Origin of the sequence: Azoarcus sp. DD4 (assembly GCF_006496635.1) — a bacterium.
Taxonomy (GTDB): Bacteria; Pseudomonadota; Gammaproteobacteria; order Burkholderiales; family Rhodocyclaceae; genus Azoarcus.
Genome location: NZ_CP022958.1, coordinates 1,411,335 through 1,434,078 on the forward strand (window position 1 = coordinate 1,411,335; position 22,744 = coordinate 1,434,078).

The window sequence follows — 22,744 nt, forward strand, 5'->3', positions numbered from 1 at the left end:
CATGCTGCCATTCAATTATGCTGCTGGTAATGCCGGCGTCAGTGCGGGAAAATGGGCGCCCGCGAACAGCGACGGCGGCGCCGGCGAGCGTCCCCGCCGCAAAAAGATACAGGCGAGCTGGATGTACGACGCTGAGGGCAATCTCGACAAGAATCACCTGGTGGTGGCCTATGCCCCGCTGGTAAAGCGTATCGCTTTCCAGCTGATGGCCAAGCTGCCGGCCAGTGTCGAGGTCGAGGATCTCATCCAGAACGGCATGATGGGCCTGCTCGACGCAATCAGCCGCTACGAGGAAGGCCTGGGTGCGCAGTTCGAAACCTATGCGGTGCAGCGGGTGCGCGGCGCCATGCTCGACGGTCTGCGCGAAAACGACTGGCTGCCGCGCAGCCTGCGACGCGACATGCGACGCATCGAATCGGCTATCCATCAGCTCGAGCAACAGCACGGCCGGGCGCCGAGCGAAACCGAGCTGGCCGAATCGCTGGGCGTGTCGCTGCCCGAATACCAGCGCATGCTGCAGGATGCACGCGGCCACCAGCTGGTCTATTTCGAGGATTTCACCGATGGCGAAGGCGAGGACTATCTCGAACGCCATCTCGGCGAGCACGGTTCCAACCCGCTCGAGCTGCTCGAAGATGCCGACATGCGCGTCCATCTGGTCCGCGCGATCGACGACCTGCCCGAGCGTGAGAAGCTGGTGATGGCGCTGTACTACGAAGAAGAGCTCAACCTGCGCGAGATCGGCGAGGTGCTGGGCGTGACCGAGTCGCGCGTGTGCCAGCTCCACAGCCAGGCGGTGGCGCGGCTGCGTGCGCGTGTCATCGGTGCGCGAACGCCCGCTACCGGCGGCGCGCGGCGCGGGCGCCCGCCCAAGCGGGCGCCGGAGGCCTGATAACCAGGCCTGGATGCTGCACAGCCCGGCGGTTCGGATGCCCCGGCCAGGCCCACAACCGGACTGAACCTGCATGGATAGCATCAGCCTCGTCGGACTTACCCTGGGCATCGCCGCCATCCTCGTCGGCCAGGCGATGGAGGGCGGCCACATTGCCTCGCTGCTCCAGCCCACGGCCTTTCTCATCGTCATCGGCGGCACCTTGGGCGCGGTCATGCTGCAGAGCCCGCTGCGGGTGTTCATGGACGGCATGCGGATGGCGAAGTGGGTGTTCGTCCCGCCGGCCACCAGCCACGCCACCATCATCCAGCAGGTTGCGAGCTGGAGTCAGGTCGCACGCAAGGAGGGGCTGCTGGCACTCGAGGCGCAGGTGGACCGTCTGCCCGATCCGTTCATGCGCAAGGGGCTGCAGATGCTGGTCGACGGCGTCGAGCCGGGCCGTTTGCGGGAAGTGCTGGAGGTTGAGATCGGCGCCTGGGAAGCCCAGCTGCGCCAGAGCGCCAAGATCTGGGAAGGGGCGGGCGGCTATGCACCGACCATCGGCATCCTTGGTGCGGTGATGGGGCTGATCCACGTGATGGAAAATCTGTCCGACCCGGCCAAGCTCGGCTCCGGCATCGCCGTGGCCTTCGTCGCGACCATCTACGGCGTCGGTTCCGCCAACCTGGTGTTCCTGCCCATCGCCAAGAAGCTGCTTGCTCACATCGCGACCCTGGTGGCGCAGCGCGAGATGTTCGTCGACGGACTGGTCGGCATCGCCAACGGCGACAACCCGCGCATCATCGAAAGCCGCATGCAGGGTTACGTTGTGTGAGCCCGACAGGCCCCGAGGGGGCGCGCCATCGCCTTGGTGCGGCACGGCGGTGATGGTCCGCTTTCTCCTGCTGCGCTGCGGGTGCTTTCCTAGAGCCGGAAGCTGTCGATCGCAGCCTTGAGATCGTCCGCCAGGTGATGCAGGCGGTTGGCGGTGTCGGTCATGCGGCCGAGCGCACCGTGGCTGTCTTCCACCATCTGGGCGATCCGTTCCACCTGTTGCGAGATCTGCGTGCTGGCGGCGCTTTGCTCGCGCACCGCCTGGCTGATCTGCTCGACCTCCTCGGCCGCACGGGCAGACGACTGACTGGCCGCACCCAGCGCCTGCGAGGTGCCGGCCATGCTGTCGCGGCTGGATTCCAGCGTCTGCAGGCCGTGGTTGAGCGCCTGTTCCAGCGCATGGGCCTGTTCGCCCAGGGTGGAGGTGATGGCGTCGATCTCGCTGGCGGAGTGGCCCGACTTTTCCGCGAGCTTGCGCACCTCGTCTGCGACCACCGCGAAGCCGCGACCCTGCTCGCCGGCGCGGGCCGCCTCGATCGCGGCATTGAGTGCCAGCAGGTTGGTCTGGTCGGCGATCTCGCGCACCTGCTGGGTCATGGTGGTGATCTTCTCGGCGTTCTGGATGAAGGCGCGGGCGGTGTCGGTCACGGCGTTCATCACCTGGGTGGATTCGTCCACCGACCGCGCGAGTGTCGCCAGCTGTGATTCAGCGGCGCGGGCCTCGTCGCGCCCGGTGCGTGACAGTGCGCTGACACGGCCGGCGTTATCGCTGATGGCCTGGATGGACACCGTCACCTCCTCCAGCGTCACGGCGGTGGATGCGGCGATCTCCGAGGTGCCGGCGGTGGCATCGGCAACGCTGCGGGTTTCGCCGGCCATGCCGCCGGCGGCGTTGTCCACCTGTTCGACCGAACGGGCGACCTGCTGGATCAGGCTGCCTAGGTCGCGGCGGATGGATTCGGCGCTCAGTGCGATGCGGCCGATCTCGTCACGCGTGTGGGCGCGGATAGGCGAACTGAAATCGCCCTTGGCGAGGCGGTGCAGGCTGGCTTCCAGCTCCTCCGCCGGGCGGGTGACCTGCTGGCGCAGCAGCCACAGGAAGACGACGAAGGCGATCGCGCAGGCCGCCGCCATCAGCGCGATGCTGATGAACACCGCGCGATGCGAGCTGCGCTGGATGGCCTGAGTCTGCGCGTCGATGTGGCGCACCATGGCGTCCACCAGCCGGTCGAGCAGGGCGTCCGAGGCCGAATCGGTGTCGCGGACGTTCTGTTCGAGGTCGTAGATGTTGAAATCGATCTTGTAGTCGTCGAGCGCCTTCTGGTAGCGCGCGCCGAGCGCCTTGTGCTCCGTGCTGAACTGGTCGGCCAGGGTGCGGATCTCGGCAACGTCCACGGTCTTCAGGGCGGCGACCTTGTCTTCGACCTGCTGCTCCAGCGTCCGGAAGGTGGTCCAGTGCTTGTTCTGGGCTTCCGCGTCGGTAATGCGCAGGATGGTGTTCTTCCACTCCAGCAACTGGTCGTAGTAGTTCACCTTGCTGTCGATCGCTACCGCGCGCATCCGTTGCAACTCGGCGAGTTCGCCGCTGGTGAGCTGGTCGATGCTGCGGAACTGGAGGAAGAGGCCGACGGTAGCAGCCAGCAGCACGAGCGCGGTGCCACCCCCGCAGATAATCAGCAGCTTGTTGCGGATGCTGTTGAGGATGAAGTCCATGGCGCTTCCAGTCGAGTGCAAGGGTGCCCACTGTAACGACAGTCGGTCGCCGAGCTTGAGAGGGATTTCCCGTAGTCGGCGGACGCTGCCGGACGGGGCCGCACCGGATGAGGCGTTAAAGGATCGCGGATTTTTTCCGTAGAATGCCTCAGCCCCGGAGCCCACCCATGCCACGCCGACGCAAACAGGAAGACGAGCACGAGAACCACGAGCGCTGGCTCGTCTCCTACGCCGATTTCATCACCCTGCTGTTCGCCTTCTTCGTGGTGATGTACTCGCTGTCGTCCATCAACGAGGGCAAGTACCGGGTGTTGTCGGATTCGCTGGTGCAGGCTTTCCGCAGCATCAACATCAACGAGAGCGGCCAGCAGATCGTGCTGCCGCCGGTGAGTGTGGTGTCGCCCGCGGTGCCGTCGCCGATGTCGCCCAGCCGTTCGCCCGAAGAGGAGGCGGCCGAGGCGCGCCGCCAGCAGACCGCTCAGCGCATGCGCAACATGGCGGAGGAAATACGCCGCGTGCTGGCGCCGCTGACACAGGGCGGCCAGGTCAGCATTTCCGAAGGCGCGTTCGGCATTGCGGTGGAGATCAACGCCAGCGTGCTGTTCGCACCCGGCGAGGCGACGCTGGGTACGGCGGCGGTCTCGGCACTGCGCGCGGTGGCCGATGTGCTGGCCGGGGCGGATTTCCCCATCACCATCGAAGGCCACACCGACAATGTGCCCATCAGCACTTTCCGTTTTCCGTCCAACTGGGAGCTGTCGGCGGTGCGGGCGTCGTCGGTGGTACGCCTCTTCATCGAATCCGGCGTCGCGGCGGAGCGCCTGACGGCGGCGGGGTATGCCGATCAGCGGCCGGTGGCGGCCAACGACGGCGAGGCCGGGAGGGCGCGCAACCGCCGCGTCACCATCATGATCGAGTCGCGCGTGGGCGAACTGGCCCCCGCGGCGCCTGGCCGCATTCCGCGTGACGACCCCATCCGTTCCATCCTCCCGGAGGCCAGCGCCAGCCAGTGATTTGGCCGTTGACCGGCGTCAAGATGCCGCCGCGGCCGGCAGCCCATACTCGTGCCCATTGCAAACCCGCAGGCAATCGAGAGGGAGACCATGGCCGAGCTGTTCGAGTGGGACGACGACTACAACGTCGGGGTGTCGGATATCGATGAGCAACATCTGGAACTGGTCGCCCTGATCAACCAGCTTCACCGCGCGATCCGGGATCACAAGGCGTCCAAGCAGGTGCGCAACACGCTGGACGAACTCATCGAGTATACCCGCACGCACTTCGCCATCGAGGAGCGCCTGATGCGCGAATCGAACTACCCGGAATACGAAACCCACCGCGGCTACCACGAAGCCCTGATCGACCAGATCCACGTGCTGCGGGAGAAGCTCGACAGCGGTGAAGCGTCGATCACCTTCGAACTGCTGCATTTCCTGCGCATGTGGCTGATCCGTCACATCCTCGATGTGGACAAGCACTTCGGTGCCTACTTCATCGCCAACGGCACCCGGCCGGAATGGATGGTCGAGGCCCACGCGGCGATGACCAACCGGCGCTGGTGGCAGTTCTGGAAGGCGCGGGCCTGATCGCGCGAATGCCGCGGCGGTGCAGGAGTCGGCGCGGCAGGGAAACGAAAACGGCGCGAGGGCATCATCCCTCGCGCCGTTTTGTCAGTGGGTGGCGGTTCCGCTTCAGCGCATGCGCTCGGGCTTGATCCTGGGCGCCAGCGGTGCGCCCTTGCGTGCGCGGCGGTGGCGCAGGCTTTCGCGCTGCAAGGGCTTGAGTTCGATCGTGGTGGTCTTGCCGCCGCGACCGCCGCCCTCCACCGTCAGCACCGCGTCGTCGGCCGGTACCGCGACGGCGGACAGCGCCTCGCCTTCGTCAAGCGCCATCACGATGACGCCGCGGCCGCCGCTCTGCGTCTTCATCTCGGCGCGCGGGAAGACCAGGATGCGGCCATTCTCCGACGCCGCGGCGATCCACTCGCCGAACGCCTTGGCCGGTGCCAGCACCTTCTCGCCCTTCTCCAGCGCCATGAACGACTTGCCGGCACGCTGCCGGCTGGTGGCATCGGCCACCGAACAGAGGAAACCGTAACCGCCGGAGTTGGCGAAGAACCATGTGGTGGCGGGATCGTCGCTCACCACCTGCGCCGGCTTGCCGCCGTCCTGGAATTCGACCAGGGTCGCGATCGGCACGCCGTCGCCGCGCCCGCCCGGCAGGTCCGACACCTTGATGGTGTAGGCGCGGCCGTGGGTGTCGATGACGACGAGCGGCCAGGTGGTGCGCGTTTCCAGCAGGGCGAAGGCGAAGTCGCCCGCCTTGTAGCTGATCGCTGCAGCATCCAGGCCGTGGCCCTGGCGCGAGCGTATCCAGCCGTTGCGCGACAGGATCACGGTGACCGGTTCGTCGGCGACGCTGATTTCGGCGCTGGCGATCGGCGCCACGCTTTCGATCAGGGTGCGGCGGTCATCGCCGTACTTCTTCGTGTCCTCGCCGATCTCCTTGAGGATGAGCTTGGTCATCGCCGCGCGGTTGTCGAGCAGGTGCTGCAGGCCGTCGCGCTCTTCCTTCAGCTCGTTCAGCTCCTTCTCGATCTTGAAGCCTTCGAGGCGGGCGAGCTGGCGCAGGCGGATCTCGAGGATGTCCTCGGCCTGGATGTCGGATAGGCCGAAGGCGGCGATCAGCGCCGGCTTGGGTTCGTCCGATTCGCGGATGACGCGGATCACTTCCTCGATGTGCAGGAAGGCGATCATGCGGCCTTCCAGGATGTGGATGCGGCGATCGACCTCGTCCAGGCGGTGGCGGGTGCGGCGCTCGACGGTGACGTAGCGGAAGTCGATCCACTCGCGCAGGATCTGCACCAGGTTTTTCTGCTGCGGCCGGCCGTCGCGGCCGATCATGGTCATGTTGACCGAGACCGAGGTCTCGAGGCTGGTGTGGGCGAGCAGCACCGCCATGAACTCGTCGCGGCTCTGGCGGCTGGACTTGGGCTCCAGCACGATGCGCACGGGCGCCTTGTCGCTGGATTCGTCGCGGACGGTGTCGAGCACGCCGAGCACCAGCTGCTTCAACTGCTTCTGCTCCTGGCTGACTTCCTTCTTGCCGGCGCGCGGCTGCGGGTTGGTCAGCGTTTCGATCTCGGACAGCACCTGCGCGGCGGAAACGCCATGCGGCAGTTCCTCGATGATCACCCGCCACTGGCCGCGGGCGAGTTCCTCGATGCGCCAGCGCGCGCGCATGCGCAGGCTGCCGCGGCCGCCGGCGTAGGCGTCGCGGATCGCTTCGGGCGAGGAGATCAGCTGGCCGCCGCCGGGGAAATCGGGGCCGGGCAGCAGCGGCAGGATGTCGTCCAGCCCGGCGTCGGGATGGCGGATCAGGTGGCAGGCAGCCTCGGCCACCTCGCGCAGGTTGTGCGGCTGGATTTCAGTGGCCATGCCGACCGCGATGCCGGAGGCACCGTTCAGCAGCACGAAGGGCAGGCGCGCGGGCAGCAGCTGCGGCTCTTCGAAGGCGCCGTCGTAGTTGGGGACGAAGTCCACCGTGCCGCGGTCGATCTCGGCCAGCAGCAGTTCGGCGATCGGTGTCAGCCGGCATTCGGTGTAACGCATCGCCGCAGCCGAGTCGCCATCGCGCGAGCCGAAGTTGCCCTGGCCGTCGACCAGCGGATAGCGCAGCGAGAAGTCCTGTGCCACCCGCACCATCGCGTCGTACACGCTGGAATCACCGTGCGGGTGGTACTTGCCGATCACGTCGCCGACCACGCGTGCCGACTTCACATGCTTGGCGGTGGCCGACAGCCGCATCTCGTTCATCGCGAACAGGATGCGGCGCTGCACCGGCTTCATGCCGTCTTCGACCTGCGGCAGCGCGCGCGACTTCACCACGCTCATCGCGTAGGCGAGGTAAGCGCGCTCGGCGTAGAGATCGAGCGGCAGCGCGCCATCGGGCGAAGGCATCAACGGCGCGGGCGGTGCAGGCGGGGCGGCCGGCGGGGCTGCTGCGGCCGGCGGGGCCGGGGGCGGCGCGTCTGCGGCGGCGGGGGGAGTGGCGGTGTCGCCGAACAGGTCGGGAATGTCGTTGCTCATCGGGGATCAGGGCCGGGATCGTAAGGCCAGCGGCGCGGTTGGCGGCAGGGCGACTGCCGGCCACGCCGGAAAGGGGGCGATCTTAACCCGTCTGCGTGACATGGCGCGAGCCGGCTGCAGCCGATCACCGTCGATGATGCGACGCCGGCGTCGTGCTTGTCGGAATCCTGACTCGCCGGGAGCGGGGCGCTATCAGTCGGTCTCGGTCTCGGCGTCGTCGTCGACGTCGTCCAGCATTGCCGAGATTACCGAATGGCCGCAGCCGTCTTCAGGGTCGAGCACTTTGAGCTGGGCGACCAGGTTGCGGCTGATTTCGGTGTTGCCGCGGCGCAGCTCGATGAAGGCCATCGCCTTCAGGAACAGCAGCAGGAAGCGTTGCGGCACGCTGCGGCGCTTGTCGTCGCCGACCTCGGCCAGCGTCCAGGTGCGCCAGTCCTGGCCGACGCGCGCCTGGTGGGCGGCTTCGGCGAGGCCTTCCATCGCGACCGCGAGGGCGTCGTCGAATTCGCGCTGCTGGTTCTGCAGCTTGAGCAGGCAGCGGTAGGCCGGCAAGGAGGACGGCGAGATCTCGATGGCGTGACGGAAGAGGGCGCGGGCGCGGGCCGGGTCGCTGCGGTGGCAGCCGACGCCTTCCTGCAACAGCGAATTGACGTGGGCCGGCAGCGGACCGAAATCGACGAGGTTTTCCTTGGGCGTGGGGCGGGCCATGACGCAAGACTCGGGATGGTGATCCACTGCATCAAGCAAGGAGCATTCCGTCGCGCCGGGTCAGTCCTCCGCCAGCAGGTGCGCGACTGCGGCGGCAAAGTCGTCGGCGACGAGATCGGGGGGTACGTTCGGCTCGGCGTCGTCGCCCGCACGGAACTTGCCGGTGCGCACCAGGACGGCACGGATGCCGGCGGCGCGCGCCGCACCGACGTCGTCGTGGAGGTCGTCGCCGATCAGCAACGCGTCCGCCGGGGCGACGCCGAGCTCGGCCAATGCGCTGTGAAAGAAACCTGCCGCCGGTTTGCCGACGATCTCGGCCGTCGTTCCGCTGCTGAACTCGAGTCCGGTGACGAAGGCGCCCATGTCGAGCGCAAGGCCGTCGACGTCCATGTAGTAGCGGTTGCGCGCCATCGCGATGAAGGGGCAGCCGTCGATCAGCAGTCGGAATGCGGCGTTCAAGCGCGTGTAGTCGAGGAAGGGCCCCATGTCGCCCATCACCACTGCGTCAGGGCGGTCCGCGTCCGGGCCGACTTCAGCGCGCAGGTCGGGATGGACCAGATACATCGGGTTCAGGCCGCGTGCGCACACGAGTTGCTGCGCTGCATGCGCCGCGGTCTGGATCTCCCCGGCGTCGATGCTGTATCCCATGTGGCGCAGCCTGGCGGCGATAAGGTCGCGCGGCGTGCGCGTGGTGTTGGTCAGGAAGCGCACCGGCAGCTGCGCATCGCGCAGGCGGGCCAAGGCTGCGATCGAGCCGGGGATGGCGGTGTCGCCGATGTGCAGCACGCCCGCGAGATCGATCAGTACGGCCCGAGGTCGGCGGTACTGGAGCGTGGTCGTGGAGGCCGTCATGGCGGGTCTGCGGCAATGGGCGATGTGCTGCTGCCGTTATAGGAAGGCAGCGGCAGGGCGGCAAGCACCGCATCCCGCCGGTTCAGATGTCGGCCTCGACCGTGTCGCCCTTTTCCTCCATCCAGGCGCGGCGGCCGGAGGCCTCGCCCTTGCCCATCAGCAGGGTGAACATCTTCAGGGTCTGCTCGATGGCTTCTGTCCGCACCTGCACCGGCAGCACCCGGCGGGTGGCCGGGTCCATGGTGGTTTCGCGCAGCTGGTCGGGGTTCATCTCGCCCAGGCCCTTGAAGCGGCCGATCTCGATGGCGTCGGGCTTGAAGCCCTCCTGCGCCAGGCGGTCGCGGATGGCGGCGAGCTCGCCGTCGTCGAGCGCGTAGAGCCGGCGCGGCGGCCGTTTCTTGCCCTGCGCCGGCACGTCGACGCGGTACAGCGGCGGCTGGGCGACGTAGATGTGGCCGCGCTCTATCAGCTTGGGGAAATGGCGGAAGAACAGCGTGAGCAGCAGGGTCTGGATGTGCGAGCCGTCGACGTCGGCGTCGGACATGATGACGATCTTGCCGTAGCGCAGGCCCGAGAGGTCCGGGTTGCTGTCGGCACGGTGGGCATCGACGCCGAGCGCCACCGCGATGTCGTGGATCTCGGCGTTGGCGAGCAGGCGGTCGGGGTCGATCTCCCAGGCGTTCTGCACCTTGCCGCGCAGCGGCAGGATAGCCTGGGTTTCCTTGTTGCGCGCCATCTTCGCCGAGCCGCCGGCGGAGTCGCCCTCGACCAGGAAGAGCTCGTTTTCGGCGATGTCCTCGGATTCGCAGTCGGACAGCTTGCCCGGCAGCACCGCGACGCCGGAGGTTTTCTTCTTCTCGACCTTCTGCGCGCTCTTCTGCCGCGCCAGCGCCTGCTTGATCGACAGCTCGGCGATCGCCTTGCCGGCGTCGACGTGGTTGTTCAGCCAGATCTCGAAGGGGTCGCGCAGCTGGCTGGAGACCAGCTTGACCGCTTCGCGCGAGTTCAGTTTTTCCTTCACCTGGCCCTGGAACTGGGGGTCGAGCAGGCGGGCGGAGAGCACGAAGCTCATGCGGCCGCAGACGTCTTCCTGCTGCAGCTTGACGCCGCGCGGCAGCAGCGTGTGGTGCTCGATGAAGGACTTCACCGCCTCGAACACGCCGGCGCGCAGGCCGGATTCGTGGGTGCCGCCATTCACCGTGGGAATCAGGTTCACATAGGACTCGCTCGGCACCGCCGATTCGAACCAGGCCAGCGCCCAGGCCGCGCCTTCGCCGGGGGCGAAGCTGGCGTCGTCCTTGCCGGCGTACTTCTCGGCGGTGAAGATCGGTGCCACTGGCTCGGTGTCACCGGCCAGTTCCTTGAGGTAGCCGGCGAGGCCTTCCGGGTAGGACCAGGTCTTGGTCAGCACCGGGCCATTGGCCTGCTCGATGTCCAGCCGCACGGCGACGCCGGAAAGCAGCACCGCCTTGCTGCGCAGCAGGCGTTCGAGCTCGTTCATCGGCACCCGCGGCGCTTCGAAGTACTTCGGGTCGGGCCAGACGCGCACCCGGGTGCCGGTCTGGCGGCCGCATTCGCCTTCGATGCGCACCTGGCCGATGTTCTCGCCGCCGTCGCTGAAGTCGATGCGGTGCAGCTTGCCGTCGCGCTTGACCTCCACCTCCACCCGCGTGGACAGCGCGTTGGTCACCGCCACGCCGACGCCGTGCAGACCGCCGGAGAAGGCGTAGGCGCTGTTGCCCTCGCGCTTGTCGAACTTGCCGCCGGCGTGCAGCCGGGTGTAGGCCAGCACTACCACCGGCACGCCTTCCTCGGGATGCAGCCCGACCGGGATGCCGCGGCCGTCGTCGGCCACGGTGACAGAGCCGTCGAGGTGCAGGGTGACGTGGATCTTCTTCGCGAAGCCGCCGAGCGCCTCGTCGGCGGCGTTGTCGATGACTTCCTGGATGATGTGCGCCGGGGAGTCGGTACGGGTGTACATGCCGGGGCGCTCGCGCACCGGTTCCAGCCCCTTGAGGACGCGGAAAGAGGATTCGTCGTATTGCTTGCTTGTCATGCCTGGGTCGCCACTAGCGGATGCGGATCGGGCGCAAGGATAGCAGGCGCACGCCCCCTGACGGGCGAACTTCTTACTCCCAGCGCTCGCGGTAGGAGAAGGTCGGCAGCTTCCAGCCGCGCCAGATCGCCAGCAGCCGTAGCGTGAGGCCGGCGGCGAAGCTCGCCGCAATATTGATCTGCTCGGGCACGCCGAAGTGGTGCAGCGACAGGTAAAGCGCACACACCGCGAGCGAGACGCTGGCGTAGAGCTCGTGGCGGAACACCACCGGCACCTGGTTGCACAGCACATCGCGCAGGATGCCGCCGAAGATGCCGGTGATCATGCCGGACATGATCACCACCGGGGTGGGATAGTCCATGCCGAGCGCGACGCCGCAGCCGATCAGCGAGAAGGCGATCAGACCCATCGCGTCCAGCACCAGGAACACCGTCTTGAGATGGTGCATGTAGCGCGCTACCAGCGTGGTGAGCAGGCCGGCGGAGATCACCAGATAGACGTACTGCGGGTGCTGGGTCCAGCCGATGGGGAAATGGCCGAGGATCATGTCGCGGATGGTGCCGCCGCCGAGCGCGGTGACGAAGGCGATGACCGCGACGCCGAAGATGTCCATGTTGCGGCGGCCGGCCGCGAGCGCGCCGGACATGGCCTCGGCGGTGATGGCGATGAGGTAGATGGTGGTCAGCACGGCGCACCTCCGCTCGCGACGTGGGCGCAAGTGCGCGAAACAAAGGAGGAGGGGCCGGCGGGGCGGCTGGAGAAGGGCATCATCGGGCGATCGTCCTGGGGTGGGTGCGCGCGCAGGGTGGGCGCGCCGCCGTTGCGGTGAGCCGTGTGCCTTGCGCTGCCTCTCCCCCTGTCCTTCTACCTGAGAGTTTCGGCGCCCTTGCGGCGCCTGCCCCTTCGGTGGATCGCTTGCGCCGGCTGTGCCGGCGGTCGATCGCTCTCCAGTCGGCGAACGTTTCCCGCGGTTCGGTGTGCCTGAGCGATTATGGGAGTTTGCGCCTTCGGCGGAGGGTCCGGCTGCCCGGACGACCTCGCTCTCCCGCGAGAAGGCTCGATTATCCGGCGACACGCCGACGTGGTCAAACCGGTGGTGCCCGCGGCGGGGCGGCGTGCACAAAAAAGGCCCCCGCCGGTGAAGGCGGGGGCCCGAAGGAACTGGAGCGCGGGGAGGCGCTCCGATTGCCGCAAACTGATGCTTAGTGGAACTGCTCTTCTTCGGTCGAACCGGTCAGCGCCTTCACCGAGGAGGAGCCGCCCTGGATCACGGTGGTGACGTCGTCGAAGTAACCGGCGCCCACTTCCTGCTGGTGCGACACGAAGGTGTAGCCCTGTTCGCGAGCGGCGAATTCCGGCTCCTGCACCATTTCCACGTAGTGCTTCATGCCTTCGCCGCGGGCGTAGGCGTGGGCGAACTTGAAGGTGTTGAACCAATTGACGTGGATGCCGGCCAGGGTGATGAACTGGTACTTGTAGCCCAGCGCCGACAGCTCTTCCTGGAACTTGGCGATGGTGGCGTCGTCCAGGTTCTTCTTCCAGTTGAAGGACGGCGAGCAGTTGTACGACAGCAGCTTGCCCGGGCAGGCGGCATGCACGGCCTGCGCGAATTCACGGGCGAAGCCGAGGTCCGGCGTGCCGGTTTCGCACCACACCAGGTCGGCGTACGGAGCGTAGGCGACACCGCGGGAGATGGCCTGCTCCAGACCGTTCTTGACGCGGTAGAAGCCTTCTTGGGTGCGCTCGCCGGTCAGGAAGGGCTTGTCGTTGGCGTCGTGGTCGGAGGTGATCAGGTTGGCGGCTTCCGCGTCGGTACGGGCCAGGATCAGGGTGGAGACACCCATCACGTCGGCGGCGAAACGGGCCGAGATCAGCTTCTCGATCGCTTCCTGGGTCGGCACCAGCACCTTGCCGCCCATGTGGCCACACTTCTTCACGGCGGCCAGCTGGTCTTCGAAGTGCACCCCGGCGGCGCCGGCGGCGATCATGTTCTTCATCAGTTCGAAGGCGTTGAGCACGCCGCCGAAACCGGCTTCAGCATCCGCCACGATCGGCAGGAAGTAGTCGATGAATTCCTTGGAGCCCGGCTCGATGCCGCGCGACCACTGGATTTCGTCGGCGCGCTTGAAGGTGTTGTTGATGCGGCGAACCATGGTCGGCACCGAGTCGTAGGCGTACAGCGACTGGTCCGGGTACATGGTTTCGGAGGTGTTGCCGTCGGCGGCGACCTGCCAGCCGGACAGATACACGGCTTCCAGGCCGGCCTTGGCCTGCTGCATCGCCTGACCGGCGGTGATCGCGCCGAAGGCATTCACGTAACCCTTCTTGGCGCCGCCATTGACCTTGGCCCACAGGGTTTCGGCGCCGCGCTTGGCCAGGGTGTATTCGATCGGCAGGGAGCCACGCAGGCGCACCACGTCGGCGGCGCTGTAGCCACGCTTGATGCCTTTCCAACGGGGATTCTCAGCCCAATCTTTTTCCAGGGCGGCAATTTGCTGTTCGCGGGTCAGGGTCATGATGGATCCTTGTCAGTGTTGGCGAAGAAGGGGGCAACCATGTTTGCCGGGTGGTGAGCCCCGGCGTTTTCGACTGCTCTGCCGACATCGCTTCGAGGGAGAAAGCTGCGTCGGTTGAAGGGCAGTATAGGGAGCATTCCGCGTAGCAGCAATATGTCTTATATAAGATATAAGAAAAAATTTTATCAATTAAAATCAGCGTATTAAAAAATTCGTTCCGATATGTGAAATCTAAATCAACGTTGTGAAACGAGATCGAGGTTTTCTGCTGCTGCGATGCACATCCGGTTCGCGAGCGCTTGTCGCCGGACGGACCTTGCACCGGCATGGTCCGATGTTTGCTACCCACGGGGTGAGATCGGCTCACGCGGACTCCATTGCTGAAAATGGATTGCCCAGCAGCACGATAGGAGTGTAATTTTTACTTATAAACAAATAAGCGATGCTTTTCCGCGAGGCCGGGTGCAAGCCGGCCCGACGCAGGGAAGAGCAGGCCACGGAGAGGCGGCAAACCATGAGTCCATCGGCGAATCTGGACCTGACCAAGGTCTATCGGAATTGTGTCTTCCAGTCCCGCTCTGCTGTTGCGTCCCACACGCAGCTCAGCCGAGAGTTGTGCGGGCACGATCTCGACTGGCGCCGCGGCAATGTCGACACCGCGTTGTTCCGCGCCGACGTCAATCGCATGAGCTTTCTCGCGCTGCGCTATGGCGCCGAGGTCGAAGTGCGGCCGGAGCCGTTCAAGGACTTCGCCCTGGTGCAGATGCCCCTTCGTGGTGCGGCCGAAATCGAATGCGACGGTGTGCGCATCACCGTGGCGCAGGGCGAGGCCGCGGTGGTCGCGCCGCGCCGGCACATCCGCCTGGTCTGGCAGCCGGGCTGCGAGCAGCTGATCCTCAAGGTGCCTTACGAGCTGGTGCGTCAGGTTTCCTGTCACACCTGTACGCGCAGCCATTGCCCGGACAACGCGCCCGATTGCGGCGTCGGGCTGGAATCGGCCTTCGTGCTGGAGCCGGCGCTGAATCAGCAATGGCGGGCGCTGGTCCAGCAATTGTTGAACTTGCTGCCGATGCCGGGCGAGGCCGGCATCCATCCAGGCTGGCTCAACCAGTTCGAACAGACGGTGGCGCTCTTCCTGCTGGCGCACCAGCCGAGCGCACTGGCGCGCGATCTGCGCGGCGACGAGGAAGAGGCGATCGCGCTGTCATCCTCGGAGCGACTGGCGGGGCGCAAGCTCGACGCGGTCGAGGACTACATGCGCAGCCGGCTGTTTGCGCCGATTTCGCTGGCCGATCTGGCCAAGGCGGCCGGGGTGAGCGCGCGCACGCTCAATATCCTCTGTCATCGCTACCGCGGTGTCGCGCCCATGGTGCTGTTGCGCAACGTGCGGCTGGATGCGGCGCGCGCGCGCCTCGTGTCCGATCCGCTGGTCAGCGTCACCGAGGTGGCGCTCGAGTACGGTTTCGGCCATCTCGGCCGTTTCTCCGCCTACTACCGAGAGCGTTTCGGCGAGCTGCCCCGCGATACCTGCATGTTGCGCCACTGACGCGAGCTGCGGCGGCGCGCTTTGCACATGTATGGGTCGCACCGGGACGGCCGTTCGCAAAGCTGCTCAAAGCGGATAAGGCGCTGCGCGATTCGGCTAGCGCGGCCGGGGCACCGGCGGCACGCTGGGCTTCATTTCTTTCCAGTCCCGGAGCCGATTGCCATGAGCACCCATGCCCCTGCACAACCCGCGAAGTCCGCCGTCCGGTTCCAAGGAGGCGCGCGATGAGCAGCTACGACGCTATCATCGTCGGCAGCGGCATCAACTCGTTGGTGTGTGCCGGCGTGATGTCCAAACGCGGCAAGAAGGTGCTGGTGCTGGAGCGCGAGGCGGTGCTCGGCGGCTGCATCCGCAGCGAGGAACTCACTGCGCCCGGCTATCTGCACGACACGATGTCGACCGCGCATCCCTTGTTCGTCACCTCGCCCGGTTACGCCGAGCTCAAGGACGCGCTGCACGCCAACGGGCTGGACTACGGTAACAACGCCACCCCCACCGGCGTGCTGCTGCCCGACGGCCGTTCGCTGATCCTCGGCCGCGACCGCGCCGCCAACATCGCGATGATGAACGCGCTCGCCCCCGGCGATGGCGATGCCTACGGCGCAGGCATGGCCTTCGTTGAGCAGAACGCCCAGCTGATCTTTGCGCTGCTCGGCAACGAGCTATGGAGCGTCGGCGTCGCCAAGACCATGCTCGGCCGGTTGTGGAAGCAGGGCACGCACGACACGGTCGGTTTCTTCGGCCCGGCGATGCAGAGCTGCCGCGCATGGATGGAGACCAACCTCAAGTCCGACCTCGTCCGGGCGATGCTCGCGCCCTGGGTGCTGCACACCGGCCTCGGCCCGGAAAGCGCGATGTCGGCGCTGATGGCGCAGGTGATCGCCTTCACGCTGGAAGCCGTCGGCCTGCCGCTGGTGAAGGGCGGCAATGCGCGCACCGTGGATGCCTTCCGCGCGGTGGTGGAAGCCGCCGGCGGGCGCTTCGAGACTGGTGCCGACGTTGCCGAGATTCTGGTCGAAGGCGGCAAGGCGCGCGGCGTGCGCACCGGCGACGGCCGGGTGTTCGAGGCGAAGCAAGTGATCTGCAACGTCACCCCTACTCAGCTCTACGGCCGCCTGCTGCCCGCCGCCCACAGTCCGGAACCGCTGCGCAGCCAGGCCGCGCAGTACCGCTACGGCAAGGGCAACATGCAGATCCACCTGGCGCTGTCCGAGCCGCCACAATGGGCAGACCCGAAGCTGCGCGAGGTGATCTACCTGCACCTGACCAGCGGCCTGGACGGCGTGTCGCGCGCGGTGAACGAGGCCGAGCGCGGCCTGCTGCCGGCCGAAGGCACCATCTGCGTGGCCCAGCCCTGCGCGGTCGATCCCTCACGCGCGCCGGCCGGAGGCTGGGTGATGTGGGTGCAGCTGCCGGAATGCCCGCGCACCGTGCGCGGCGACGCCGCCGGCGAAATCGCCGCGCCGGCCGACGGCAGCTGGACGGAAGAGGTGCGCGAGCGCTACGCCGACCGCGCGATCGAGCGGATCGCCGCGCATGTGCCGAATCTCAAGGCCAGCATCATCGGCCGCAAGGTGATCTCGCCGGCGGACCTGGAGCGGCTCAACATCAACCTGGTGGGTGGTGACCCGTACTCGGGGGAATGCGCGATCGACCAGTACCTGTTCTGGCGGCCGCTGCGCGGGGTGAAGAACCACGCCACGCCGGTGAAAGGGCTGTACCACATCGGTGCCTCGACGCATCCGGGACCGGGGTTGTCGGGCGCGTCGGGGTTTCATGTGGCGAATGCGTTGGCGAAAGCTTGAGCCGAGGTCAGCGCGTCACGCGTGAAACGGCCGATCCGGGATGTCCGGATCGGCCGTTTCTGTTTCGGGGGAGGTGATATTCAGGTGGGCTGCAGCCGCGCAAACCACTCCCGCGGCGACCGTCCCTGGTCCGGCCCCAGGATGGAGAAGCCGCCGTCCACCGGAATGTCGATGCCGGTGATCCACGACGCATCCGAGCTCGCGGCAAAGGCGATGGCGCGGCCGACTTCCTCGCCGCGGCCGATGCGGCCGAGCGGATGGAAGTGGGCGCCGACCGCGTCGGCCTTGGCGATGTCGCCGCCAGTCATGCTCTCCACCGAGGGCGACCAGGTCCACGCCGGCGACACCGACACCACGCGGATGCCCAGCGGCGCCAGGCTGACCGCGAAGTTCTTGGTGATCTGGATGATCGCCGCCTTGGAGGCGGGATAGACCGCACGGCCGTCGGCGCCGAACTTGCCGCCGGTGCTGCCGAGGTTGATCACCACGCTGCCGGGCCGCATCACCTCGGCGGCTTTCTGCGTGAAGATCGCGCCGGACACCAGGTTCACATTCAGCGTCGCCAGCCATTCGGCCCGCGATGAAGCCAGGCCGCGGTCGTTGTAGCTGCAGGCGTTGTTCACCAGCAAATCCAAACGGCCGCAGTCGTCGATCACCGTGCGGATGCAGCGCTCGATGGCGGCATCGTCGGTGATGTCGGCTTCCAGGTAGCGGGCCTGGCTGCCGATGCCGGCGGCGACCGCCTCGCCGGCTTCGCGGCCGCGGCCGACGATGTACACGGTGGCGCCGGAGCCGGTCAGCACGCGGGCGATGTCGGCGCCCAGGCCCTGGGTGGCGCCGGTGACGATGGCGACCTTGCCGGCCAGGCGCGGGGTTTCGGTAGTGCTCATGCGTTTCCTTTGGGGGCGAGGGTGGCGAAGGCGCTGTCGACGTCGCCGACCTCGGCGATCAGCCGCATGCTGGCGAGCGCGTTGTCGTGGGCGGTGCCAGCGGCGGCGCAGGCATCGGCGGCGACGGTGACTTCGTAGCCGCGGTCGGCGGCGTCGCGCACCGTGCTCTCCACCACCGAGTGGGTGGCGATGCCGGCGATCACCAGCTGCTTTGCGTCGAGCAGGCGAAGCAGCGCTTCCAGTTCGGTGCCGTAGAAGGCGCTGATGCGGTTGTGCTTGAAGGCGAACTCGCGCGGGCTGTCCAGCGGCGCGAGCTCGGAAAAGAATTCGGAACCCCAGTGACCGTCGCGCACCGCGCCGATCTCCGCCGTCTTGCGGAAGATCGGCGTGTTGCGGGCGAGGTCGGCGTAGTCGGGGCGGAAGGCCATGCGCACGTGGATGACGGGCCAGCCGCGTGCGCGGGCGCCCGCCAGCAGCCGCCCGGCGGCGGCGATCAGGCGGGCGCGCGCCGGGTCGTCCTCGGCGAGGCCCACACGGATGCGGCCCTCGGGGTGCAGCTGGTCGTTCTGGTAGTGCAGGGCGAGGACAACCGGCGTTGTCATTTTTCTGCCCTCCCGTCCAGGCGCACCGGAGCGTCGGCTTTGCACAGCCGGCTCGTTACGCAGGCGCGGAGCGGGGCTCCGCGAAACCCCTGCTTCACCCTCCCCAGGGGAGGGGCGCGCTTTCCTTCGGGCGGCCGTGCGGACGCGCGCATCTAGATGAACACCTCCAGGTTGGCGAACACGTCGTCGCAGTTCACCAGGTTCACCCGCTTGAGCACGATCTTCCAGCTGCCGTCCTCGGTGGCCGCCAGCTTGTGGAACACGGCGCCGGCGAGCTGGCGCTGGTCGATGCGCCATTCGGTGAGCTGCAGCGTGGAGCGCACGATCAGGTGGCCGGCAGCGTCCAGGCCCTCGATGGTGATGTTGCCGACGAGGTGGGCGCTGCGGGTGAGCGGCTGCTGCGACCAGTTGCGGGCGTTCTCGACGCGGCGCACGCGCACCTCGCGCAGCATCTTGTCTTCCCAGAACAGCGAGATCTGCTCGAAGGGGTTGGCCTGGTCGTGGAAGCGCGGCACCCAGTAGCGGCCGTCCTCGGTCCATAGAGCGAGCCATTCGGCGAAGCGGCGCTCGTCGAGCAGGCGGGCTTCGTGGAAGAGGAACTGCTCGACGCGGCGGATGGCCTCGGCGGACAGGCTGGCGCCGGACACCGGCGCGGTGGAGACGTCGAAAGTACGATCAAGCAGTTGCACGGTCGGCCTCCTTTTCCTGGGCTTGGCGTTGGCGGGTGGGGGCGGGGTTGAGCATGTACTGCTTCCAGGCGGCGAACTGGTTGCGCATCGGCAGTTCGCTGGTGCCGTTGGTGGACACCATGCCGTCCGGCGTTTCCTGGTCGGTGCCGAGGTAGCGGTGCAGGCTCACCCAGTCGCCGCCGTGGGTCTGGTTGCCTTCCTGGCAGCGCTTGTACACCTCGACGTCGTCCGGCATCACGTTGGAGGAGGGCGAGTTGATCAGGTTGGCGTAGGTCAGCGCGCGGTCGAACACCGCGTCCGGCGCGCCCTTCAGGCGGAAGGTCTGGATCTCGATCATGGTGCGGTCCACGCTCACCGGGCGGATCACGCGGAACTGCTGGAACACGGTGTGCGGCGAGCCGCTGCCGTAGATGATGGTGTTGTGGCGGTTCATGCCGAGGATCTGGCGGGCCTTGTCTTCGCCGTAGGCTTCGGTCAGCACCGCGAAGTGGTCGCGCGAGACCGGGTCGCGCGTGGCGGCGGTGGGGTCGAAGATGCCTTCCATGTAGCCGTGGCCGTTGTGATAGGCGCGCAGCTCCAGCTTTTCCCAGAACTCGTAGGGCTCGCCGTTGCCGTCCATGATCAGCAGCTCGAAAGGCATCTCGCCCAGCGCCGCCGCTTCTTCGCGCGCGGCGACGAAGGAGGATTCGTGCGTCACGCGGGCGTGCATGGTGTCGTGCAGGTTCTCGTAGAACACCTTCCAGTTCGATTTCTGCATGACGCGGAAGGTGCCGCCGGCCACTTCCACCTCGCCCACCGGCGAGCGCTCGCACAGGTTGTCGATCGAAGACGCCACGCCGCCGAGGAAGGTCTTGAGATCCGGGCCTTCGGCCGACTGGCTGGCGAAGACGAAGCCGCGGTAGCTGTCGACGCGGGCCACCGCCTTCATCGAGAAGTCGGGGTTGGCGGGGTCGTAGCAGGTGCCTTCCAGGCCATTCTTCAGCGGCAGCGACAGATGCGAACCGTCGAGCTTGAAGGTCCACGCGTGGTAGGGGCAGCGGAAGAACTTGCCGGTACAGCCGTCGCCGTCGGCTACCACCTTGGCGCCCTTGTGCGGGCAGCGGTTGTAGACCACGTGCACCTTGCCGTCGGCGGCGCGGACCATGATGACGTCCTGATCGCCGATGCGGGTGGTGTGGTAATCGCCGGTCTTCTTCACCTGGCTTTCGTGGCCGACGTAGATCCAGGCCTGGCCGTAGATGCGTTCCATCTCCAGGGCGAAGATCTCGGGGTCGGTATAGACGCGCTTGTGCACGCTGTCGGCGCGCACCAGGGCGGCGAGCGCTTCGTTGGACAGAGTCATTGCTGCTCTCCTCGGGTTGTCAAAGTTCGAGCACCAGCCGCTCGGACCGGGCACGTGAAACGCAGGTACAGAAACCGCCTTCCGAGCGCTCGCGCGCCGACAGGCAGATGTCGCGGTGGTCGGCTTCGCCTGCCACCACCTTGGCGGTGCAGATGCCGCATTCGCCGCGGCGGCAGTCGAACATCGGGTCGAGTCCGGCTTCCTCCATCACGTCCATCACCGTCTTGCCCACCGGCACTTCCAGCGTGATGCCGCTGGTGGTGAGTTCCACGGTAAAAGGGCGGTCGCCGGCTTCATCCAGCGCGCCGGTGAAGAGTTCGCAGTGCAGGTTGGCGTCCGTCCAGCCGAGCTTGCGGCCGGTGTCGATCACCGCGGCGATGAAGCCCTTGGGGCCGCAGACATAGAGATGGCGGCCGGCGGCCGGGGGGCCGATGACCTCGGCCAGCGGCACGCCCCTGGCGGGATCGCCGCCGTCGAACCAGCAGCGCGCGTGCTCCAGCGCCTCCACCTCGGCGCAGTAGGCGGCGCGCTCGCGGTCGCGGGCGGCGTAGTGCATGGCGTAGCGCTTGCCGGCGGCGGCGAGCGTACGCGCCATGCACAGGATGGGGGTGATGCCGATGCCGCCGGCGAACAGCAGGTGTTCCTCGGCGGCTTCTTCCAGCGGGAAGAGGTTTTTCGGCGGCGACACGGTGATCGTCTCGCCTCCGGTCAGGCTGTGCACCCAGCGCGAGCCGCCGCTGCCCTGGGCTTCCAGCTGCACCGCGATCTCGACGCGGTCGCCGCCGTCGGCCGGCGTCACCAGCGAATAGGCACGGCGCAGCGGGCGCTCGCCCGGCACATGCAGTTCGATATGGGCGCCGGCGCTGTAGGCGGGGATGGCGCTGCCGTCCGCGGTGCGCAGGATCAGCCTGCGGATCAGCGGGGTGAGGGCGTCGATCTGTTCGACGCGCAGGGACAGTGCGCTCATGTTTGCTCCGTTGAAGGCCCCGGCGGACGACGGGTGGTGCCGGCGGAGCAAAATCTATTCGGCCGGGCGCGGGCGCAATAGCCGCGATTGGCAAGCCTTGTCCGCAATTTGCACGGCTGGCGTGCTTTGCCTGATTCGGACAAAGGCGGCGCCCCGCTTGCCTATTCCGGATAGTCCCTGCCGGGGAATTCACCAAGAATCCTTTCCATGCCGGGTTACCGGCCCGGACCGCTTATCACCTAGGGCGCAGTTCGCTGCGCGGGGAGCCAGACCTTGGATGCACTTCACCTCGACACGATGCCCGCGTCGCCGCCCGGCCGGGCCCGGCGCGCCGGAGGCTGTCATGGATAGCACCTTCGTCATCGAGCAACTGATCAACGGCATCGGCTACGGCCTGATGCTGTTTCTGCTCGCCGCCGGGCTGACGCTGGTGTTCGGCGTCATGGACACCATGAATCTCGCCCACGGCACGCTCTTCATGTTCGGCGCCTATATCGCCGCCACCGTGCATGAGCACAGTCATTCCTTCATCGGCGCGGTGCTGGCGGCGGTGGTGGTCACCATGCTCATCGGCGCGCTGATGGAAACCCTGCTGATGCGCCGGCTCTACCGCCGCAATCACCTCAATCAGGTGGTGGCGACCTTCGGCGTGATCCTGCTGGCCGACGATCTGGTGAAGTGGCTGTGGGGTGCCGCGCCCATCATGGCGCCGACCCCGGCCGCGCTGTCCGGCCCGGTGCAGCTGATGGCCGAGCTGCCCTATCCGTCTTACCGTCTGCTGATCCTGGTGGCCGGCATCGCGGCGGCGCTGCTGTTGTATTTCGTGGTGAACCACACCCGGCTCGGTATGCTGGTGCGCGCCGGTGCCTCCGACCGGACCATGGCCGAGCTGATGGGCGTGCGGGTGCAGTCGGTATTCACCGTGGTGTTCGTGATCGGCGCGGCGCTGGCCGGTGTGGCCGGTGCGCTGATGGGGCCGCTGACCGCGGTGCAGATCGGCATGGGCGAGGCCATCCTGATCCCGGCGCTGGTGGTGATCGTGATCGGCGGCATTGGCTCGGTGCGCGGAGCCTTCATCGCCGCGCTGCTGGTCGGGCTGGTCGACACCGCCGGCCGCGCCTTCGTGCCGCCGGCCCTGCGTGCAGTGATGCCGCCTGCGCTGGCGGCCGACGTCGGCCCGGCCTTGGCGGGGATTGCCATGTATGTGCTGATGGCGGCTATCCTGTGTTTCAAGCCGCGCGGCCTGTTTCCGGCGAGGGGATGAA

Annotated in this window: 19 protein-coding genes and 1 riboswitch; of the genes, 7 read left to right on the forward strand and 12 right to left on the reverse strand. The window is 67.2% G+C overall.

Features of this window, described 5'->3' with window-relative positions; translation table 11 throughout:
* Positions 1-121: 121 nt before the first annotated feature.
* Entirely contained in the window at positions 122-892 is a 771-nt protein-coding gene (locus tag CJ010_RS06710; RefSeq protein ID WP_141017313.1) for an RNA polymerase sigma factor FliA, read from the forward strand.
* 73 nt (positions 893-965) lie between these two features.
* Complete coding sequence (locus tag CJ010_RS06715) at positions 966-1,706, forward strand: flagellar motor protein (protein ID WP_141017314.1); 741 nt, start codon at positions 966-968, stop codon at positions 1,704-1,706.
* Positions 1,707-1,795: 89 nt separating this feature from the next.
* Here the strand turns inward: CJ010_RS06715 and CJ010_RS06720 are convergent, their stop codons facing one another.
* Positions 1,796-3,418, reverse strand: coding sequence for a methyl-accepting chemotaxis protein (locus CJ010_RS06720; protein WP_141017315.1), 1,623 nt, complete (start codon positions 3,416-3,418; stop codon positions 1,796-1,798).
* 167 nt (positions 3,419-3,585) lie between these two features.
* Between CJ010_RS06720 and motD the strand changes: the two genes are divergently transcribed.
* Together motD and CJ010_RS06730 are read left to right on the forward strand one after the other, a co-directional pair.
* Positions 3,586-4,431, forward strand: a complete 846-nt coding sequence (motD, locus tag CJ010_RS06725; RefSeq protein WP_141017316.1) for a flagellar motor protein MotD — start codon at positions 3,586-3,588, stop codon at positions 4,429-4,431.
* Between the two features lie 90 nt (positions 4,432-4,521).
* Entirely contained in the window at positions 4,522-5,004 is a 483-nt protein-coding gene (locus CJ010_RS06730) for a bacteriohemerythrin (RefSeq protein WP_141017317.1), read from the forward strand.
* 105 nt (positions 5,005-5,109) lie between these two features.
* On the opposite strand, the gene parC is transcribed toward CJ010_RS06730, so the two are convergent.
* The 6 genes from parC to aceA all read right to left on the reverse strand — a co-directional run bounded on the left by parC (position 5,110) and on the right by aceA (position 13,638).
* On the reverse strand, positions 5,110-7,506 hold the full coding sequence (gene parC, locus CJ010_RS06735; protein ID WP_141017318.1) for a DNA topoisomerase IV subunit A: 2,397 nt from the start codon (positions 7,504-7,506) through the stop codon (positions 5,110-5,112).
* A 192-nt stretch (positions 7,507-7,698) separates the two neighbouring features.
* Positions 7,699-8,214, reverse strand: a complete 516-nt coding sequence (locus tag CJ010_RS06740; protein WP_141017319.1) for a hypothetical protein — start codon at positions 8,212-8,214, stop codon at positions 7,699-7,701.
* Positions 8,215-8,274: 60 nt separating this feature from the next.
* A complete protein-coding gene (locus tag CJ010_RS06745) occupies positions 8,275-9,066 on the reverse strand; it encodes a TIGR01458 family HAD-type hydrolase (protein ID WP_141017320.1) in 792 nt (263 codons plus the stop codon).
* Between the two features lie 82 nt (positions 9,067-9,148).
* On the reverse strand, positions 9,149-11,122 hold the full coding sequence (locus tag CJ010_RS06750; RefSeq protein ID WP_141017321.1) for a DNA topoisomerase IV subunit B: 1,974 nt from the start codon (positions 11,120-11,122) through the stop codon (positions 9,149-9,151).
* Between the two features lie 73 nt (positions 11,123-11,195).
* Positions 11,196-11,810: a trimeric intracellular cation channel family protein gene (locus tag CJ010_RS06755; protein WP_141017322.1), complete on the reverse strand. Its 615-nt coding sequence runs from the start codon at positions 11,808-11,810 to the stop codon at positions 11,196-11,198.
* A 270-nt stretch (positions 11,811-12,080) separates the two neighbouring features.
* Positions 12,081-12,180, reverse strand: a riboswitch (glycine riboswitch).
* 144 nt (positions 12,181-12,324) lie between these two features.
* Positions 12,325-13,638, reverse strand: a complete 1,314-nt coding sequence (aceA, locus tag CJ010_RS06760) for an isocitrate lyase (RefSeq protein ID WP_141017323.1) — start codon at positions 13,636-13,638, stop codon at positions 12,325-12,327.
* A 514-nt stretch (positions 13,639-14,152) separates the two neighbouring features.
* Here aceA and CJ010_RS06765 point away from each other — a divergent pair.
* Both CJ010_RS06765 and CJ010_RS06770 read left to right on the forward strand, forming a co-directional pair.
* A complete protein-coding gene (locus CJ010_RS06765) occupies positions 14,153-15,184 on the forward strand; it encodes an AraC family transcriptional regulator (RefSeq protein WP_141017324.1) in 1,032 nt (343 codons plus the stop codon).
* A gap of 224 nt (positions 15,185-15,408) precedes the next feature.
* On the forward strand, positions 15,409-16,989 hold the full coding sequence (locus CJ010_RS06770; protein ID WP_141017325.1) for an NAD(P)/FAD-dependent oxidoreductase: 1,581 nt from the start codon (positions 15,409-15,411) through the stop codon (positions 16,987-16,989).
* 80 nt (positions 16,990-17,069) lie between these two features.
* On the opposite strand, the gene CJ010_RS06775 is transcribed toward CJ010_RS06770, so the two are convergent.
* The 5 genes from CJ010_RS06775 to CJ010_RS06795 all read right to left on the reverse strand — a co-directional run bounded on the left by CJ010_RS06775 (position 17,070) and on the right by CJ010_RS06795 (position 21,479).
* Positions 17,070-17,879, reverse strand: a complete 810-nt coding sequence (locus CJ010_RS06775; protein ID WP_141017326.1) for an SDR family oxidoreductase — start codon at positions 17,877-17,879, stop codon at positions 17,070-17,072.
* On the reverse strand, positions 17,876-18,481 hold the full coding sequence (locus CJ010_RS06780; protein WP_141017327.1) for a cysteine hydrolase: 606 nt from the start codon (positions 18,479-18,481) through the stop codon (positions 17,876-17,878). The genes CJ010_RS06775 and CJ010_RS06780 overlap by 4 nt, the downstream gene beginning before the upstream one ends.
* Positions 18,482-18,633: 152 nt before the next feature.
* Positions 18,634-19,170, reverse strand: coding sequence for an aromatic-ring-hydroxylating dioxygenase subunit beta (locus CJ010_RS06785; RefSeq protein WP_141017328.1), 537 nt, complete (start codon positions 19,168-19,170; stop codon positions 18,634-18,636).
* Complete coding sequence (locus CJ010_RS06790) at positions 19,157-20,512, reverse strand: aromatic ring-hydroxylating dioxygenase subunit alpha (protein ID WP_141017329.1); 1,356 nt, start codon at positions 20,510-20,512, stop codon at positions 19,157-19,159. The genes CJ010_RS06785 and CJ010_RS06790 overlap by 14 nt, the downstream gene beginning before the upstream one ends.
* 19 nt (positions 20,513-20,531) lie before the next feature.
* On the reverse strand, positions 20,532-21,479 hold the full coding sequence (locus CJ010_RS06795) for a PDR/VanB family oxidoreductase (protein WP_141017330.1): 948 nt from the start codon (positions 21,477-21,479) through the stop codon (positions 20,532-20,534).
* Between the two features lie 343 nt (positions 21,480-21,822).
* Here CJ010_RS06795 and CJ010_RS06800 point away from each other — a divergent pair, with 343 nt between their 5' ends.
* Positions 21,823-22,743 (forward strand): branched-chain amino acid ABC transporter permease, encoded by a 921-nt coding sequence (locus CJ010_RS06800; protein ID WP_141017331.1) that lies wholly within the window; start codon positions 21,823-21,825, stop codon positions 22,741-22,743.
* Position 22,744: the final 1 nt, after the last annotated feature.